This window comes from Psychrobacillus sp. FSL H8-0510, from assembly GCF_038008345.1.
In the GTDB taxonomy this organism is placed as follows: domain Bacteria; phylum Bacillota; class Bacilli; order Bacillales_A; family Planococcaceae; genus Psychrobacillus; species Psychrobacillus psychrotolerans.
On record NZ_JBBOYZ010000001.1, the window covers coordinates 799414 to 816591 of the forward strand.

Consider the following 17178-nt stretch of genomic DNA (forward strand, 5'->3'; position numbering starts at 1 on the left):
GGATATAAGGGATGAAATTTTCAAAAGAAGTAGCTATTATCACTGGTGCAGCTAGTGGAATTGGTCAGGCTGTTGCTATCCAGCTTGCAAATGAAGGGGCTAACGTCGTTCTTGTCGACTTAAATTCATGTGAAAAAACAATTGCCCAGTTAGGCGAATCTGTTTTCTTAGAGTGTTTAGGGGACATTCGAGATCAAGATTTTGTCCAAGCGACTGTTGCACGGACAATAGAAAAATTTGGAGAGATACACATTTTAGTTAATAATGCAGGTACATGTAGTCGACTAGATTTGGAAGATATGACTGTCGACATGTGGAATCGTGATTTAGATACCAATTTAAAAGCGACCTTCTTATTTAGCCAGGCATGTGTGTACCCACATATGCGGGATGCCAATTACGGTCGCATTGTTAATATAAGTTCCATCTCTGGAATAAATGGCGGAGTCGTTTCCGGGGGAGAAAAGAATGGACGATCTGGTCCAGCTTATTCTGCTTCTAAGGGTGGGGTTATCGCTCTAACAAAATGGATTGCCAAAGAAGTAGGGAAGTATGGAATTACATGTAACTCTGTAGCGCCAGGTGCTGTGGCTACAGGAATTACAGCAGGAGTTGCCTATGATACCTCCGATCAGGTAATTGATCGTATGGGGGCTCCGGATGATATCGCAGAGGCAGTGTTATATTTTGTCTCCAGAGCGGCTAGCTACTCAACTTCACAAGTTTTGAAAGTGGATGGAGGTTACAGCATTGGTTAAGACTCCTCTTCAATCAGTCTATGACACAGCAACCCAGAGAATAGTAGGTCGTCTAACAAAAGATATAGATTTGTTTAGAGGTATTAAAGCAATTTGCCAGGAGCATAGTGTAACGGCAGCTCACTTTCAATGCATTGGCTCTTTGCAACATGCCTCCTATGTTCAGGTAGAGCGTGATGGGACGCAAGGGCGTATTAAATATTCTGCCAAAAAGCAAACTCATTCCCCTGTGGAATTGTTATCTGCCACGGGCTTTGTCGGATTCGATGAACAAGGTAACCCAGATATCCATATGCATGGAGTATTTGTTGACTGCGATTCTGTGATTAGTGGGGGACACTTTTTAGAAGATGAAAACCCGGTAGCTGTAACGATTGAATATATTATTTTCCCAGTAAAAGGCGTAGAGATGCAACGGAAAGAAGATGAGATCTGGGGGATGCCAGTATTTCAGTTTTCGAAAGGTGGGATTTAATTGGAGACAATTAGTAAGTTAGCTTTAAAGGCTGCAGATGCCAATCCGCATAAGATTGCAGTAAAGGACAGGGATCGGTCATTTTCCTTTGAGGAGTTCAAAAAAAGAACGCTCGCTTTATCTGCTTATTTTCATGCGCAGAATATTCAAAAGGGAGATCGTGTAGCGGTATTGATGAAAAATCGAGTAGAGCATATTGAGTTGGATGTAGCACTTGCGCATGCCGGAATTATAAAGGTGCCCCTAAATTACCGCCTACATTTCAAGGAATTGGACTATATGGTTGATGATGCGACAGTCTCTCTGCTAATTGGAGAAGAACAGCTCTTGTCTACACTTAGTGGAAATGTTCCCCAGCTAACTATGGGTGAACAGTATGAAAAGGTAATTGAAGAACATTATGGACACGTCTTTTTGGAGCAGGTAGATGAAGATGATATATTTGCTATTATGTATACATCTGGTACAACCGGAAGTCCTAAGGGTGTAATGTTGAGTCACCGCAATATGATCGCTGGTTCCCTATCATTGTCGCAGGTTTGTAATGTAGATTATTCGGATATCATTGGCCATGTTGCTCCACTAACACATGGAAGTAATTTTCTAAGTCACGTTGCCTGGCTATACGGTTTAACTCAGGTTGTATACGATAAATTTGAATCAGATCAATTTTTGAATCATTTAAAGGAGGATCAAGTAAGCATTATCTTCATGGTGCCGACTATGGTTAATCTGATGATCCAAGATCCTGCTTTCGATTCATCTAAACTTGAAACGCTTAAATCTATTAATATGGCTGGCTCTCCAATTGCTTCGGCTAAGCTTAAGGAAGCACTGGATAAGGCAGGAACAATATTTGTAGAAACTTATGGACAGGTAGAGGCTCCTATGTGCATCACAATGATGCCACGTCATGAACTTCCAAATAGACTGGAGTCATGTGGAAAAATTGGGCCCTTTGTGGATATGAAAATTGTCAACGATGCAAATGAGGAAGTACCACACGGTGAGGTCGGTGAAATTATTTGTAAAGGTTCACTAGTCATGAAGGGTTATTGGAACAATAAAAAAGCAACAGATGAAACGCTCGTAGATGGCTGGTTATATACAGGAGATCTAGGGTGGCGAGATGCATTAGGATTTTTACATATCGTCGATCGTAAGAAAGACGTCATAATATCTGGTGGAGTTAATATTTATCCCCGGGAAGTAGAAGAAGTTTTAAATCTCCACCCAGGTGTGAAAGAAACCTGTGTAATAGGTGTTGAAGATGATAAGTGGGGAGAGAATATCGTTGCCTATGTAGTATTAAATGGAACAGCTAGAGTCGAAGAAAGTGAATTAATAGATTTGTGCATGGATCATTTAGCAAGTTTTAAAAAACCGAAGGAAATACACATTATAGACGCATTACCTAAGAGTTCATATGGAAAAATATTAAAACGTGAATTGAAGTCACAACATGTGGGAGTGTAACGATGACAAAAACATATATACACGGTGTGGGAATGACAAAATTCGGAAACCATTCGGACAAAACCTTAAAAAGTTTGTTGTTAGATGCTAGTCGTGAAGCACTAGAAGCAGCGGGTAGACCTAAAATAGATGCAGTATTTGTAGGTAATTTTCTTGGAGGAAGCATGAGTAATCAAGAAATTTTAGGAGCAATAGTAGCAAACGATCTAGGACTTGGCTATATTCCGACAGCTAAGGTAGAGGGTGCATGCGCATCAGGCGGAATAGCACTACGTCAAGGAATACTTGGCGTAATGAGTGGAGAATACGATACAGTTCTTGTAGCTGGTGTAGAGAAGATGAAGCATGCAAATACTCCAGATGTAACACAAGCTATTAATGCCGCTATGGATACTGATTCAAATGAAAAACATGCTGGCCTCACATTCCCTGGATTTTTTGGCGTACTTGCCCATCGATATTTCCATGAAACTGACGCAACTAAGGAACATTTAGCAATGGTCGCATTGAAAAATCGTGAAAATGCACTTAATAATCCCCTTGCTCAATTCCAGAAAGCAACATCCATCGAAGAAATTATGAACGCACGCCTAATTACCGAGCCTTTGGGACTATTTGATTGCTCTCCAATGACAGATGGAGCGGCTGCAGTAGTCATTTCGAGGAAACCTAGTGGTATCCATGTACGCGCATCTGCACTCGTATCAGGTCCTACACAAATGCAGGATGCAGCGGAATTACTATCTATTCCTGCAATTGGGGAATCTGGAAGAAGAGCGTATGAAAAGGCAGGCTTAGGTCCAGAGGATATTGATGTTATTGAAATTCATGATTGTTTCTCGATGACAGAAATCATCGCTATAGAGGAACTAGGATTTTTCCCAAGACTAGAGGGTTGGAAAGCAGTGGCAGCCGGGCACACGAAACCAGGAGGTAAAAAACCAGTCAATACAAGCGGTGGATTACTCTCTCGCGGACATCCAATTGGAGCGACAGGACTTTCACAAATTTATCAACTTGTTCACCAACTTAATGGTACTGCTCCAAATCAGGTAAAGGGTGCAAGAATCGCACTCGCACAAAATTTAGGTGGAACAGGTTCGTACTCAGCTGTTCATATCTTGGAGAGGGTGTGATTACATGAAGGTATATTCTTGTTGTGGGCATGACACAGTTGTAAAACGAATTTACTGTCCAAGTTGCGGTACTTCCGATATACAAGAGCACGAGGTCTCTGATCATGGAACAATATATAGTTTCACTAAAATTCATATTCCCCCTGTCGAGTTTGCAGCAATTGCTCCATACAACGTGGTGCTAGTTCAGTTAATGGATACAACTGCAAAAGTTACTGGACGTTTAATGGGTGATATAGCTATTGGGGATTCTGTGGAATTGGATCGAGTAGAAGCTGGCGCCTATCTTTATAAAAAAGTGTAAACTAACCTGTGCTTTTTAGCACAGGTTTTTTACAATGGAATAATGTCTAATGTTAGACGCTTGTACTTTTCGTAGTAGTTTGTGAAAAACGTTAAGTTTATAGAATTAGCGATACCCTGTTAGTTTAGGAAAAATCGTTCAGTTTAATATGGGGGGGTGTTCGAATGAAAATTATTGCTTCATTTATTTCACGTTTTTTACCTGTTTGGATTGTTGCGCTAGCTTGTCTTGCCTATTTCTTCCCGGAAGCTTTTCGAGTGTTTCGTGGTTGGACGGGATTTGGTCTAGGGGCAATTTTTTTGTTAATGGGAATGCAACTGGCCACATCACAGCTTATCGCTGCTATTAAACACCCTAAAAATGCTCTTATTGGAATAGCCCTCAAGTGGACGGTAATGGTTGGAGTTTCTATTGGTGTGGCTTACCTATTTTTTGGGGACTACCCAGAAGTAGCTATCGGAGTTATTTTATCTGGTACCGTACCAAGTGGAACATCCGCTAATTTATTTTCCTTCATAGCGGGGGGAGATGTAGCGTTAAGTATTACGATGGCCACTTTAGATACTATTATATCTCCGATTCTCACACCTTCTTTAACACAGCTATTCGCTGGTCAGCTTATTCCTATTAAGTTTTGGTCCATTTTTTTGAATATAATTTATATCGTTTTTATTCCATTATTTTTAGGTGTTTTTTTACAGTGGAAATTTAGCCATACTGTTAATCGTGTGAAACCTTATACATCTATTCTTTCACAGCTAGCCTTATTTTTAATTATTGTTTCAGTTATCTCGAGTGCACAGTCATCCCTAGAGGAGAATTTGCATTTATTGCCACTCATTGGCTTTGCGGTTTTCCTTCAAGTTGCCATTCCAATGTTTGGTGGCTATTATTTATCAAAATTATTTAATGTAGGAGAAGCTGCGGCACGTTCCATTTTATTTCAAACTGGTATTTGCAATACGGCACTTGCAGCTACGCTGGCATTAGAGCATGTAAGCTCACTCGCTGCTGTACCTGCAGTTGTAAATATGGTAATCAATTTGACTTTGGGGGCTATTATGTCAAATTATTTTGCAAAGAAGAAGGCTGTTTTGGTCCCTGTGTAAGAAACAATTCGAAATTGTTTCTTACACAGGGACAAATGAAGTAGAAAGGTGGGAATTGTTAATGATTACAAATGATTTTTATTCGCAGGAAAATGTAGGACCTTACGAGATTTATAATTTAGGAGATTTTAAATTGGAAGATGGCGGTATTATTCCAAATTTGAAGTTGGCGTATACCACGCACGGTAAGTTAAACGCTGAAAAAATAATGTAATAGTCATACCTACTTGGTTTTCTGGTACAAGTAAAGATTATGAATCTTATATTGGTATAGACAGAGCTTTAAATCCGAGTGAATACTTTATCATAGTCATTAATCAGATTGGAAATGGAGTTTCCAGTTCTCCTCATAATAGCCCGGATCCTATTTCGATGGCGAACTTTCCGAATGTTCGAATTGGGGATGATGTGAGAGCACAACATAAACTCATTACTGAGAAGTATGGGATTGAAGAAATTGCTTTAGTTGTTGGGGCGTCGATGGGTGCACAACAGACGTATGAATGGGCAGTTCGTTATCCAAATATGGTTAAACGAGCAGCGCCAATTGCGGGGACTTCCAAAAATACAGTGCATGATTTTTTATTTACCAAAACATTAAATGATGCAATTACGTCAGATCCAGGTTGGAAGGATGGAAACTATTCTTCCCATTTAGAAGTTTCAGATGGTTTAAAAAGGCATGCGGATATTTGGGCAGTGTTAGGACTGAGTACGGAGTTTTATAAACAAGGAAAATGGACTTTATTCGATATGAATAGTGTAGAAGAATTCATCGAAGAATTTCTACATCCTTTATATGAAAGTTTGGATCCCAATTCGTTACTAACAATGGGTTGGAAATGGCAACGTGGCGACGTCAGTCGAAATACAGGAGACAGTCTAGAAGAAGCACTTGGGCGAATAAAAGCAAAAGTGTTTGTTATGCCTATTAGCGAAGATATGTTTTTTACAGTTAGAGATTGTGAAGCTGAGCAAAAAATCATTCCAAACAGCGAGTTAAAAATAGTCAATAGTGTTTGTGGGCATTTCGGTCTTTCTGGAGTAGATGGAGCGGATTACCATAGACAAATAGATAATTATTTAAATGAACTTTTGTCTATCAATGTGGTAGAACCAGTTTGATTTTTTTGTCCCTGTGTAAGAAACAATTCTATTAAATTAGCCCTCAGGAATTTACTTCTTGAGGGCTAATTAGTATGGAAATTAAATTAAGCTGTGCCTGTGTAAGAAACAATTGCAAATTGTTTCTTACACAGGCACAGCATATCATGTTCAAACTTGAACGAGCATATAGTACAAAAAGCAACAAAGGGGAAAATATATTGAATCGTAAAATACTTGATAAACAAGCGATTTTGCTTAATATTACAGCAACAGATTGGGAGAATGCTGTACGTATTTGTGGAGATTTACTTGTGCAAACGGGAAAAGTGGAAACAACTTATGTGGAGGCAATGATTCGTAATATACATGAGCTTGGACCATATATTCTAATAGCACCTAGTGTTGCTATGCCTCATGCACGTCCGGAAGATGGCGTGATTCAAGAAGGTATTAGTGTTGTCGTTTTAAAAGAGGAAATCGAATTTGAAAACGGCAAAAAGTTTAAGGTATTAATAGGCTTGGCTGCTTTAAATAGTAAGTCGCATATTGACATTTTACAAAAAGTTGCGGAGGTGATTTCTCAAGCAGAATCTATTGACCGTTTAAAAAATGCAACTAGGTATGATGAAATTCTTCGTTTATTCAATGAAAAAGAGGAGCATGAGTCGTGAAAATACTAGCAGTCTGTGGAATGGGTTTTGGATCTAGCATGATGTTGAAAATGACAATTGAAAAAATATTAAAGGAAAAAGGTATTACAGCGGATGTAGAGACTGCCGATTTTACTACAGCATCGAGTATATATGCAGATTTTATATTCACTAATGAAGAATTTGCTAAACAATTGGAGGGGGGAAAAGTAAAGGTTGTTAGTGTGAAAAATATTGCGGATTTAAATGAAGTAAGAGGTGCATTGGAGTCAGTATTAAACACATAAGGGGGATAGAGTATGGCTTTTTTTGAATTCTTAATGAATGAAATTTTAAGCATTCCTGCTGTGTTGGTTGGTTTAATGGTATTTATCGGACTCGTTGCTCAGCGTGCCGCTACGACGAAAGTGATGTCTGGGACGCTTAAGAGTATTATTGGTTTCCTTATACTGGGTGCTGGTGCCGGGGTCATTGTAGGTTCTTTAGATTCGTTAGGTGGAATTATTGATGAAGCTTTCCATATTCAAGGGGTAATACCGAATAATGAAGCGATTGTTGCTATCGCTCAGCAAATGTTCGGTACGGAAACAGCACTTATAATGGGATTTGGATTTATTGCAAATATATTATTTGCCCGTTTTACGCCATGGAAGTATATCTTTTTAACGGGACATCATACATTCTTTATGGCAGCTTTGTTATCAGCTGTGTTAGGAACTACTGGGATGGATGGAGCTACTCTGGTTATTGTAGGTTCCTTATTATTAGGGTTTTTCATGGTAGCGATGCCTGCACTTGGTCAACCGTTTATGAGGCAAGTTACTGGAAATGACGATATTGCAATTGGTCATTTTGGGACGTTTGGTTATATTGCTGCTGGATTAATTGGGAAATGGTTTGGCAATAAATCAAAATCTACTGAGGATATTGTAATCTCTGAGAAATGGTCATTTTTGAAGGATTCCTTAATCACTACTGCTTTAACAATGGTAGCTATTTTCATCATTTTAGCGGTTCTAGCAGGTTCTGATGTGGTGTCTAATTTCTCTGGAGACCAAAACTATATTATGTTCAGTATTATGCAAGGTATTATGTTCGCTGCCGGGTTAAGTATTATTTTACTCGGAGTCCGTATGATTCTAAATGAAATCGTACCAGCATTTAAAGGTATTGCAGATAAGCTTGTTCCGGGGGCAAAACCTGCACTAGATATACCGATAGTATTCCCATATGCTCCAACTGCTGTAATGATTGGGTTCCTTTTCAGTTTTGCTGGAGGGCTTATTAGTATGGCGTTGTTAGGTGTATTGTCATTGCCTTTGATCATTCCGGGTCTTGTTCCTCATTTCTTTACTGGAGCGGGTGCGGGAGTATTTGGTAATGCAACAGGCGGTCGAATTGGTGCTGCTGCAGGTGGATTTGTAAATGGTGTTTTAATCAGCTTCTTGCCAGCGTTTCTACTACCTGTGTTAGGAGAACTTGGTTTTGCTAATACAACATTTGGTGATTCTGATTTTGGTGTAATCGGTATTATTATTGGGTACATTGCAAGTCTATTTAACTAAAATTTAAAGGTAGCCTTCTTTCGATTGGGAGAAGGTTACCTAATTTTATGAGGAGAGGTATTTTATTGATAGAGTCGATTGAACAACTAAGATTGACAGCTACTGTGCTGAGAAAAAGGATATTATCTACTGCTTATTATAAAAAACAGGGCCATGTTGGTGGTTCCTTATCTTGTGCAGATATTTTAGTTAGTTTATTTTTTCGTCAATTATCTATTGATCCTTCTAATCCAAGATGGGAAGATAGAGACCGCTTTGTGTTATCAAAGGGGCACACGGCATTGGGGTTATATGCAACATTGGCACTGAGAGGATACATTTCCGAAGAGGAACTTAAAACCTTCGATCAATTCGAGTCACGTTTACAGGCACACCCGGATATGACCAAGTTAGATGCGTTAGATATGTCGACAGGTTCCTTGGGACAGGGATTATCAGCTGCGGTTGGTATGGCAATAGGTGCGAAAAGGTTAAAGAAAGATTTTCATGTGTATTGTTTGATAGGCGACGGAGAATCGCAGGAAGGTCAAGTTTGGGAAGCTGCAAATATTGCGGAAAAGTATAAGTTAGATAACCTCATTGTTATTATGGATCAAAACGGGCTGCAGCAATATGGTTGGAAAAATGGCCATGACAGAATGAATCCAGAGAGTAACGGAAGAAGGAAGTTTGCCAGTTTTGGATTTGAAACATGGGAAGTAGATGGACATAGTATAGAAGATTTAGTTGCTGTGCTGGATGAGGTGAAGGGTAACGCGAATGGTCAGCCTAAAGCAATTATTGCTAATACGACAAAGGGTAAAGGTGTTCGTTTTATGGAGAATAATTATGTCTGGCATTCTAAAGCCCCTAATGATGAGGAGTATATTACAGCGCTAACTGAACTAGAAGAGGGGGATTAACGGCATGTCTATAAGTGTACGCGACCAATTTGGAAAGCAATTAGCAAAGTTAGCAAAAGAGGATTCTAGAGTCCTTGCACTTGATGGAGATCTTGGAAATTCAACTCGTCTCGATTCTATAGAGAAGGAAACAGCCGATTCCTTTTTACAGATGGGAATTGCGGAACAAAATATGGTAGGGGTAGCAGCTGGTCTAGCTTCGGTAGGATTTCAGCCTTGGGTGTGCAGCTTTGCCACTTTTTTAACGAAAAGAGCATTAGACCAAATTATAGTCAGTGTTGCCCAGACTAATTTTGATGTGAAGCTAGTTGGCAGCTATAGCGGATTGCTAACTAGCAACACTGGTAAAACGCATCATTCCTTAGATGATATCGCGATCATGACGACAATCCCAAATATGACTGTCATAGCTCCAGGCGATGCTAGGGAAACGGTTGCTGCGATGAAAGCTATGCATAGAACAGTGGGACCTATGTATTTAAGGCTTACTAGGGATGAAACGATTCCTTCCTTTTTACCTGATGAAGACTTTGAAATTGGAAAAGGTAAAACTTTGGCGGAAGGTACGGATATGTTAGTAGTAACTACCGGGAGTACTACTTATCGTGTTGCTGAGGTTATTAAACAAATGGAAGACGTTTCGATTGCTCATCAACATTTCCCAACCCTAAAACCATTTGATAAAGAGCTATTAATAGAAGGAGCTAGAAAAGTTCGTCAAGTAGTAACGGTGGAGGAGCATTATAAACGTGGCGGTCTCGGAAGTATTGTTTCGGAGATATTGTCAGAGAGCTTACCAAGGAAGATTTACAGAATTGGAGTTCCCGACAATTTTTTTGGTTGTGGAACAGATGAAGAATTATTAGAGGTAACCGGGCTTTCGGTGGAAGCTATTAGGAAGTCGTTGATTGACTTGTCCCTGTGTAAGAAACAATTTTGAATTGTTTCTTGCGCAGGGATGTTTTTATATAAAATGTAAATTAAGTAATTCTAATTATCTATTTAAAAGCGTGGGTGTTATAATAATTTCAATATAATGTATAGTAGTGGGTTAATAGGTCTAATTATGGGTATATGAAAGTAGTGAAGAACCTGGAGTACTTCTACAAAATTTGTAGCAAATTATGTGTTTCAATATATTACTAGTCTATTAAGTTTTAACGACATTGACTAATCTAGCCAGAGTTTAATATAAAATGTAGCTAATTACCATTTAGACCTTAGGAGGAGCAAGACATGACAGCAATTGAATTAAATGATGAATTTAAAAAAATATTGGAATACGGATACATATTAGGAAACGAAAATAAAACGATCAAAGCAAACGAGTTTATCGATGAGATGTCAGCTCAATTAAAAGTTTTATTTGAAAAGAGTAATGACCCTGTGTAACAAACAATTTTAATAAATATTAGTTTCATAAACCAATTAAAAAATCGCCCTCAAGACTTCCGAGTTTGAGGGCGATTTTTTATTTGATTTATAGGGGAAAGTTATCCGTTTAGCGAGTAAAGAGTGAGTATCGAAGGTAGGAGAGCAGTAAGAGGAATCTGGAAATGAGTAAGCATGCACCTATGATTTTAAATTTAATTAATTATCAGAATAGTTTGCTACACAGGGACACAAAAAAAGAGACCAAATAGGAACCACCAAAAAAAGACAAAAAAAGTCCAAAACAAACATTGATTTCTCCAAAAAAGGTATTATAATTAACTTAAAAATACATGTCATATACATGTGTTTTATAGAATAAACTAATTATAAATAACACCATAAAACAAAAAAAGAGAATTGTATGGTGCATATAAAGATACATATGTATTTTTATTTTGAAAGGTGAGGGAAACATTGAATGTTGCAAATATAGGTATTATTTTTGATGAAGTTAATGCGGAGAAAAATTGGGCGAATGGCAGCAATGTATTTGAGAATTTTTTGTTTGAAATATTAGATCACTTTAGACTGCCTTATAAAAAAATAAATGAAATAGATGAGTATAATGACTTTGATCTGTTAATCGTAGGTCACACGAGTAATAGTGTAGCGGCAAGTGCAAAAATATTAGCATATGTTCATGCTGGTGGAACGGTAGTTTCTTATGGCGGATTGGATGCTATTCGAAGTAAATTAGGGTTTGCTAATATGTTTTCATCTAGTAAAGGTTACGCAGATTTATCTGCTTTTTTAAACCAACCTACCCCTTTGCGTTTTCTGGATGCACAGCCGTGGATTCAAAAAGGTAATTTAGAAGTGAAGGAATTTGGTTCTGTAAGTGATGAGGCAAAAACATGGCAGGGAGCATCTGCACTACAAAAAATTCAATATGGAACAGGAACGATTGAACGTTGGTCCATCCCGATTCCTCAAACAATAGTGGGATTACAGCAAGGAACGAAAGCTGTTGTGGAGGATGGGACACCAGCACCGGATGGTTCGGCAAATTTAGATGAGGATATCCTAAAAGCAGAGGACGGCTTTGAACTCGATTGGGTTTTGGATAGAGCGTTTACTGAAAGTGGAATGCCTTATTTCCCACACCCATATGCTGATCTTTGGAAAGAAGTAATAATGGAGCATCTCATAAAAATTGCACTAGGAAAAGGACTAACACTTCCATTTCTGGACTTATGGCCCGCTGGTGTAGAGCATGTGGCAATGATATCCCATGATAGCGATTTAAATGTAGATGAATCTGCTCAAATTACTTTAGATACTTTGAAGGCTGCAGATGTACAGACTACATGGTGTATGATTGCGCCAGGATATAGCCCATCGATATACGATCAAATAAAAGAGAATGGCCATGAAATCGCCCTCCATTATAATGCTTTAGAAATGGAAGACGGGGTATGGTCCGAAGAAACTTTCCACTCTCAAAAAGAGTGGTTAGAAAAAGCGACAAGTACGGCCCAAATTGTTTCGAACAAAAACCACTATACACGTTTTGAGGGTTGGGGAGAGCTTTACGTTTGGTGTGAAAATAATGGGATTCAAGTGGATCAATCTAGGGGACCAAGCAAAAAAGGAAATGTTGGGTTCTTATTTGGAACATGTCATCCTTATTTTCCGATTGCTTGGGCAGATGAAAAAAATAGATTATATGATGTTCTAGAAATTGGTTTCTTAACACAGGATTTAAATCACAACACACTATCAGATGTGAGTGTTATTCAACCATTTTTAAATGGAGTAAAACTCGTAAATGGCGTGGCGCATTTTCTGTTCCATCAACATCATATTTACAACCAACCAAAAGTAAAAGAAGCTATTATTCAACTAATCACAACTGCTAAAGAACAAGGATTTACATTCTGGACTAGTAAACAAATAAATGATTGGGAACGAGCACGTCGTTCTGTAACCATTGATGGTACTAGTCGTTCTGGTATAAAGGTAACTAGCCTAGATGAAGAAAGTGATTTTGTGTTACTCATTCCTGTAGCTGATAATGTTGAATCTGATTTGGTAGTGAAACGATTCGGTATTTGTTGTAAGCAAGTTAGAGTGAACTGATCCTAATATAGGGGGCTAATAATGGGAGATAATATACTAGCATTACATGGTGGCCAGAAGGTAAAAATGACACCCTTTGGAACAGGCAAACGTTTTGGATCAGAGGAAGCAAAGGAATTACTAGAGGCACTCGAGCAAAATACATTATTTTATCACTTTGGCAATAAAGTAAAACAGTTTTTACAGGATTTTAACGATCTTTATAATGTAAAATACAGTGTCGCGACATCCTCTGGAACTGCAGCACTTCATGTTGCACTTGGAGCAGCTGGTATATCGGTTGGAGATGAAGTAATTACAAGCCCTATTACTGACCAAGGAACGGTGGTTGGAATTCTCTATCAAAATGCTATACCCATTTTTGCCGATTTGGATCCCCATAGCTATACTATGACTGCTGAATCTATCGAAGAAAAAATAACAGCAAAGACGAAGGCAATAATAGTTGTGCATTTAGCCGGCAACCCATGCGATATGGACCCTATCATGGAACTCGCTAAAAAGTATAATCTTAGAGTAATAGAGGATTGTGCTCAGAGTTATTTAACTACTTATAAAGGGCAACTTACTGGTACAATTGGGCATTACGGATGTTTTAGTACAAATGATTTCAAGCATATTTCTACTGGTGACGGAGGAATGGTGACCGTAAACTCAGGGGACGAATCCGATTATTTTACGACGCATGCATTTGCAGATAAAAATTATCGAAGACAAGAAGATACTGTGATGAAGGATTTAGAATACTTAGCGCCGAATTACCGTATGACAGAGTTACAAGGTGCAGTTGGAATTGCACAGTTAAAAAAGCTTAACTGGATTTGTACAAGACGCAATGGGTTAGGGGAACGCTTACAGCAAGGAATCGCTACCATTAAAGCTGTTAATCCAATGAAAATTACCGGTGAAGGTTGGTGTAGTTATTGGTTTTATATGCTAACTTTAAATTTGGAACAGCTTACATGTACACGAGAGGAATTTTCGGAAGCTTTAGCAGCAGAAGGAATTCCAAACCAACCTGGATATATTCCGAAGGTGTTATATGCACAGCCTATATTTCAAAAGGAGCAGGCGTATTTAAATAGCCATTATCCATTTAATCTAGGTTCCTATGATTATTCCATAGGAAGCTGTCCAAACGCCGAGAATATTTTAGAAACGGCCATTCGATTAAATATAAGTGAATTCTATACAGATCAAGATATAGAAGATATGATCATAGCCATCAGTAAAGTTGCTTCCTATTATAGTAAGTAACTAAGTGTGGAAGGAGGGTCACCGTGCGCGATAATTTATTTGCAGATTACGGGATCCCCGTTTCAGCAGAGGAAGAAAGAACAGCTGCTATATGCATGAATTCCGAAGGTGACTATAGATTTGTGATTGCTGCGAAAGGGTTTGTTATTATTGTCAATTTGGAAACCGACGATGTAAAACAAGTATTCTTTCCGGAAAACAATGACGAATATCCTTATGCCTCCTTTAGTAGCAATGGATTATTTTATACTGGTGCAGCAAATATGTTTATGGTATTGGACCCTTTTAAGGAACAATTTATTCATTATAGTGTGATTGAAAATGGGGAAGAAATTGTAGGCTTTAGCTTTGCGGAGGATTTAGCAGGTAATATTTATTTCACTTCGTATCCGCACTGTCATTTACTAAATTTTTCGCCTCATTCTAAAGAAATTATAGATTTTGGCAGTATGGACCTGACCGAAAAGTATCCAGGAACTGTTGCGATTGATCAGACAGGATGGGCATATTTAGGCATTGGAACGGAAAATAAAAATATAGTTGCCTATCATATAGAAAAAGGTTTAAAAAAAGATCTTATTGAAGGAACACAAAGGAAAAAAGGAACTGGATATGTCTATCTAGGAGAAGATGGATCTGTATATGGACATATAGGAGATACCAGTTCTCCTGAGAGGATGAAGTTCTCTAATGGTGACTTCGAAACTGTTACTATAGAAAAACTACCCCTTTCTTTATATGCAGGTACTGCATTTCAACGAATTCATCGATATAAAGAAGGAAACTATCAGTTAGAGAAATACACCCTTTCAGAAGGTTTGATTGAACTTATTCATAGAGAAACAACACAAACTAAAAAAATTCAGTTTAGCTATACTTCCGATGGAGCAAAATTATCTACTCTATATCTCGGACCAGATGATCATATTTATGGTACTTCCATGCATCCACTACAATTTTTCCAGTTTAATAGTTCCACGAACACAATGACTAATTTTGGTGGAGAGGTTATTGAAAAAGGAGGAGGCGGGAATATTCCAGCCTATGCTTCTAGTGGGAATTTACTTATTGGAGTCGCATACGCAGGTGGAAAGCTATATGAATTTGATACGACGAAGAAGTTCAAAAAGAGTCAAAATCCGAAGTTGGTATTACAAGAAGAGAGTATCCATCGACCTCGCTGCGCAATTACTCTAAAGGACCAAGAACATATTGTTTGGGGAGGATTTCCTGGATATGGAATGGTCGGGGGATCATTAGGTATCTATCATATGAAAACGGAAGTAAATCTTCTGCTGACACATGAACAATTAGTAGAGAACCAAAGTACGATTAGCCTCGGACAATTGAGCTCTGGAGATATTCTGGGTGGAACGAGTATTGAGACACCAGGGGGAGCAGAGTCACGAGAAAGAGAAGCACGTTTATATGTATTAGACTGGAAGACGCAAAAGGTAAAAAATAGTTTTGTTCCAATTCAAGGTGCTCGGGAAATTGCTCAAATTTTTGTGGACCAATTTAATCGTGCTCATTGTCTAACAGATCAAAGTATCTATTTTGTATGTGATCCATCTACCGAACAAATACTTTTTCAAACAGATTTATCTAACTGGGGGCAAATTGTACGAAATAGTTTTGCTTATGATGTAACGACTAATAAGCTCTTTTGTCTTCTAAGTGAGACATTGCTTCGTATAGAGATCCAAGAGAAACGGAGTGTAGAACCCCAAGTTATTCATGCTCTACCAATGAGTGCAAGTAGTGGCCTTGTACTCAAAAACGATCGAATCTACTATGGTAGCGGAAGTCATTTATGTAGTATTCAAACTAGCGAAAATTAGAGGAGGGATGAAGACCATCTATACAATAAAAGCGATTGAAAAAGACGGAGCCCAACCGTTATTACAGAATATAGGGAATATAGATGACTGGCATGAAAAAAGATCAAAGATACACCAAGATTGGTTAAATTGTATTGGTGGTCTTCCTCCTTTAGTTAAACCAGAGATGAAGATTAACTCATGGGAGATCTTTACCGATTATTACCTGATCAACATTTGCTACGCTACAGTTTTTGAAGACTGGGTACCTGCCAATCTTTTAGTTCCGAAACTACAACAAGTAGAAAATTTAACGTCCAAAAGTGATGTACTTCTTTTACTTAACTGCACGAATAGCAAGCCGTTTCCAGCAGTGATCGCTCTCCATCCGACGAGCGATAATGGAAAAGATGATATATGTACAACAGCGGGAAGAAAGAATAGACAGTATGGATTGGAGCTTGTAAAAAGAGGATATGTAGTCTTAGCTCCAGATACGATAACTGCAGGAGAACGCGTTTTACCAAACGACAAGCCTTTTCAAACAGCGACATTTGATAAGAAACACCCAGAGTGGTCCGCGGTTGCTAAGATGATTATTGACCATCAACAAGGTATTAGCTTACTGGAAAAACTGAGTATAGTAGACAACACCAACATTGGAGCTATTGGGCATTCGTTAGGTGGGTATAATAGCTTCTTTCTAGCTGGAGTTGACAGAAGGATTAAAGCAGTTGTTTGTAGTTGTGGATTCTCTTTGTTTGCACAAGATCCAGAACAGCATCGGTGGGGTAAAAGAGAGTGGTTCAGCCATATTCCAAAGATTAGTGATTATATAAATGAAGGAATTGTACCATTTGAGTTCACTGAAATAGCTGCTCTAGTTGCTCCGACTCCGTTATTCATGTGGATGGGGCAAAATGATCACATATTTCCTCATTGGGAATCTGCAGCCAAAGGGTTAGTGGAACTTAACACCTTATATGAATGGATGGAAACAGGAGAACGCTTTACATCATTAATAGGAAACTCTGGGCATGACTTTCCATCTGAGATTCGTCAACTGGCCTATAGCTTTCTAGATCAATGGCTTAGTTAAAGTAGTC

The 17178-nt window shown here is 38.5% G+C and carries 18 protein-coding genes; all 18 read left to right on the forward strand.

The window, feature by feature from the left end; all coding sequences use genetic code 11:
* Positions 1 to 11 precede the first annotated feature (11 nt).
* On the forward strand, positions 12 to 758 hold the full coding sequence (locus MHI40_RS03905; protein WP_340761601.1) for an SDR family NAD(P)-dependent oxidoreductase: 747 nt from the start codon (positions 12 to 14) through the stop codon (positions 756 to 758).
* Positions 751 to 1233 (forward strand): PPC domain-containing DNA-binding protein, encoded by a 483-nt coding sequence (locus MHI40_RS03910; RefSeq protein ID WP_340761602.1) that lies wholly within the window; start codon positions 751 to 753, stop codon positions 1231 to 1233. The genes MHI40_RS03905 and MHI40_RS03910 overlap by 8 nt, the downstream gene beginning before the upstream one ends.
* On the forward strand, positions 1234 to 2709 hold the full coding sequence (locus MHI40_RS03915; RefSeq protein WP_340761603.1) for a class I adenylate-forming enzyme family protein: 1476 nt from the start codon (positions 1234 to 1236) through the stop codon (positions 2707 to 2709).
* Positions 2710 to 2711: 2 nt separating this feature from the next.
* The gene (locus MHI40_RS03920; protein ID WP_340761605.1) at positions 2712 to 3845 is read left to right on the forward strand and encodes a thiolase C-terminal domain-containing protein; all 1134 of its coding nucleotides are present in this window, start codon (positions 2712 to 2714) and stop codon (positions 3843 to 3845) included.
* 4 nt (positions 3846 to 3849) lie between these two features.
* Positions 3850 to 4149: a Zn-ribbon domain-containing OB-fold protein gene (locus MHI40_RS03925; protein WP_340761606.1), complete on the forward strand. Its 300-nt coding sequence runs from the start codon at positions 3850 to 3852 to the stop codon at positions 4147 to 4149.
* A 164-nt stretch (positions 4150 to 4313) separates the two neighbouring features.
* Entirely contained in the window at positions 4314 to 5258 is a 945-nt protein-coding gene (locus tag MHI40_RS03930; protein WP_340761607.1) for a bile acid:sodium symporter family protein, read from the forward strand.
* A gap of 61 nt (positions 5259 to 5319) precedes the next feature.
* Positions 5320 to 5472, forward strand: coding sequence for a hypothetical protein (locus MHI40_RS03935; RefSeq protein ID WP_340761608.1), 153 nt, complete (start codon positions 5320 to 5322; stop codon positions 5470 to 5472).
* Between the two features lie 5 nt (positions 5473 to 5477).
* Positions 5478 to 6383, forward strand: a complete 906-nt coding sequence (locus tag MHI40_RS03940) for an alpha/beta fold hydrolase (protein WP_340764377.1) — start codon at positions 5478 to 5480, stop codon at positions 6381 to 6383.
* Between the two features lie 200 nt (positions 6384 to 6583).
* Positions 6584 to 7036: a PTS sugar transporter subunit IIA gene (locus MHI40_RS03945; RefSeq protein ID WP_340761609.1), complete on the forward strand. Its 453-nt coding sequence runs from the start codon at positions 6584 to 6586 to the stop codon at positions 7034 to 7036.
* Positions 7033 to 7302: a PTS sugar transporter subunit IIB gene (locus MHI40_RS03950; RefSeq protein WP_093537172.1), complete on the forward strand. Its 270-nt coding sequence runs from the start codon at positions 7033 to 7035 to the stop codon at positions 7300 to 7302. Before MHI40_RS03945 ends, MHI40_RS03950 begins: the two co-directional genes overlap by 4 nt.
* Positions 7303 to 7314: 12 nt before the next feature.
* On the forward strand, positions 7315 to 8580 hold the full coding sequence (locus tag MHI40_RS03955; RefSeq protein ID WP_340761610.1) for a PTS ascorbate transporter subunit IIC: 1266 nt from the start codon (positions 7315 to 7317) through the stop codon (positions 8578 to 8580).
* Positions 8581 to 8645: 65 nt separating this feature from the next.
* The gene (locus tag MHI40_RS03960; RefSeq protein WP_340761611.1) at positions 8646 to 9482 is read left to right on the forward strand and encodes a transketolase; all 837 of its coding nucleotides are present in this window, start codon (positions 8646 to 8648) and stop codon (positions 9480 to 9482) included.
* 4 nt (positions 9483 to 9486) lie between these two features.
* Positions 9487 to 10422, forward strand: a complete 936-nt coding sequence (locus MHI40_RS03965) for a transketolase family protein (RefSeq protein WP_340761612.1) — start codon at positions 9487 to 9489, stop codon at positions 10420 to 10422.
* Between the two features lie 296 nt (positions 10423 to 10718).
* Positions 10719 to 10874, forward strand: coding sequence for a hypothetical protein (locus MHI40_RS03970; protein WP_340761613.1), 156 nt, complete (start codon positions 10719 to 10721; stop codon positions 10872 to 10874).
* 456 nt (positions 10875 to 11330) lie between these two features.
* Positions 11331 to 12995, forward strand: a complete 1665-nt coding sequence (locus MHI40_RS03975) for a hypothetical protein (RefSeq protein WP_340761614.1) — start codon at positions 11331 to 11333, stop codon at positions 12993 to 12995.
* Positions 12996 to 13016: 21 nt separating this feature from the next.
* Positions 13017 to 14252, forward strand: coding sequence for a DegT/DnrJ/EryC1/StrS family aminotransferase (locus MHI40_RS03980; RefSeq protein ID WP_340761615.1), 1236 nt, complete (start codon positions 13017 to 13019; stop codon positions 14250 to 14252).
* Positions 14253 to 14275: 23 nt separating this feature from the next.
* Positions 14276 to 16093, forward strand: coding sequence for a hypothetical protein (locus tag MHI40_RS03985; protein ID WP_340761616.1), 1818 nt, complete (start codon positions 14276 to 14278; stop codon positions 16091 to 16093).
* Between the two features lie 7 nt (positions 16094 to 16100).
* Positions 16101 to 17171, forward strand: a complete 1071-nt coding sequence (locus MHI40_RS03990; protein ID WP_340761617.1) for an alpha/beta hydrolase family protein — start codon at positions 16101 to 16103, stop codon at positions 17169 to 17171.
* The last annotated feature ends 7 nt before the right edge of the window (positions 17172 to 17178 follow it).

Excerpts from the sequence above, each read along its gene's own strand:
- MHI40_RS03905 (WP_340761601.1), top strand. The coding sequence starts at position 12 with ATGAAATTTTCAAAAGAAGTAGCTATTATCACTGGTGCAGCTAGTGGA.
- MHI40_RS03970 (WP_340761613.1), top strand. The coding sequence starts at position 10,719 with ATGACAGCAATTGAATTAAATGATGAATTTAAAAAAATATTGGAATAC.
- MHI40_RS03925 (WP_340761606.1), top strand. The coding sequence starts at position 3,850 with ATGAAGGTATATTCTTGTTGTGGGCATGACACAGTTGTAAAACGAATT.
- MHI40_RS03930 (WP_340761607.1), top strand. The coding sequence starts at position 4,314 with ATGAAAATTATTGCTTCATTTATTTCACGTTTTTTACCTGTTTGGATT.
- MHI40_RS03990 (WP_340761617.1), top strand. The coding sequence starts at position 16,101 with ATGAAGACCATCTATACAATAAAAGCGATTGAAAAAGACGGAGCCCAA.
- MHI40_RS03920 (WP_340761605.1), top strand. The coding sequence starts at position 2,712 with ATGACAAAAACATATATACACGGTGTGGGAATGACAAAATTCGGAAAC.
- MHI40_RS03955 (WP_340761610.1), top strand. The coding sequence starts at position 7,315 with ATGGCTTTTTTTGAATTCTTAATGAATGAAATTTTAAGCATTCCTGCT.
- MHI40_RS03935 (WP_340761608.1), top strand. The coding sequence starts at position 5,320 with ATGATTACAAATGATTTTTATTCGCAGGAAAATGTAGGACCTTACGAG.
- MHI40_RS03980 (WP_340761615.1), top strand. The coding sequence starts at position 13,017 with ATGGGAGATAATATACTAGCATTACATGGTGGCCAGAAGGTAAAAATG.
- MHI40_RS03965 (WP_340761612.1), top strand. The coding sequence starts at position 9,487 with ATGTCTATAAGTGTACGCGACCAATTTGGAAAGCAATTAGCAAAGTTA.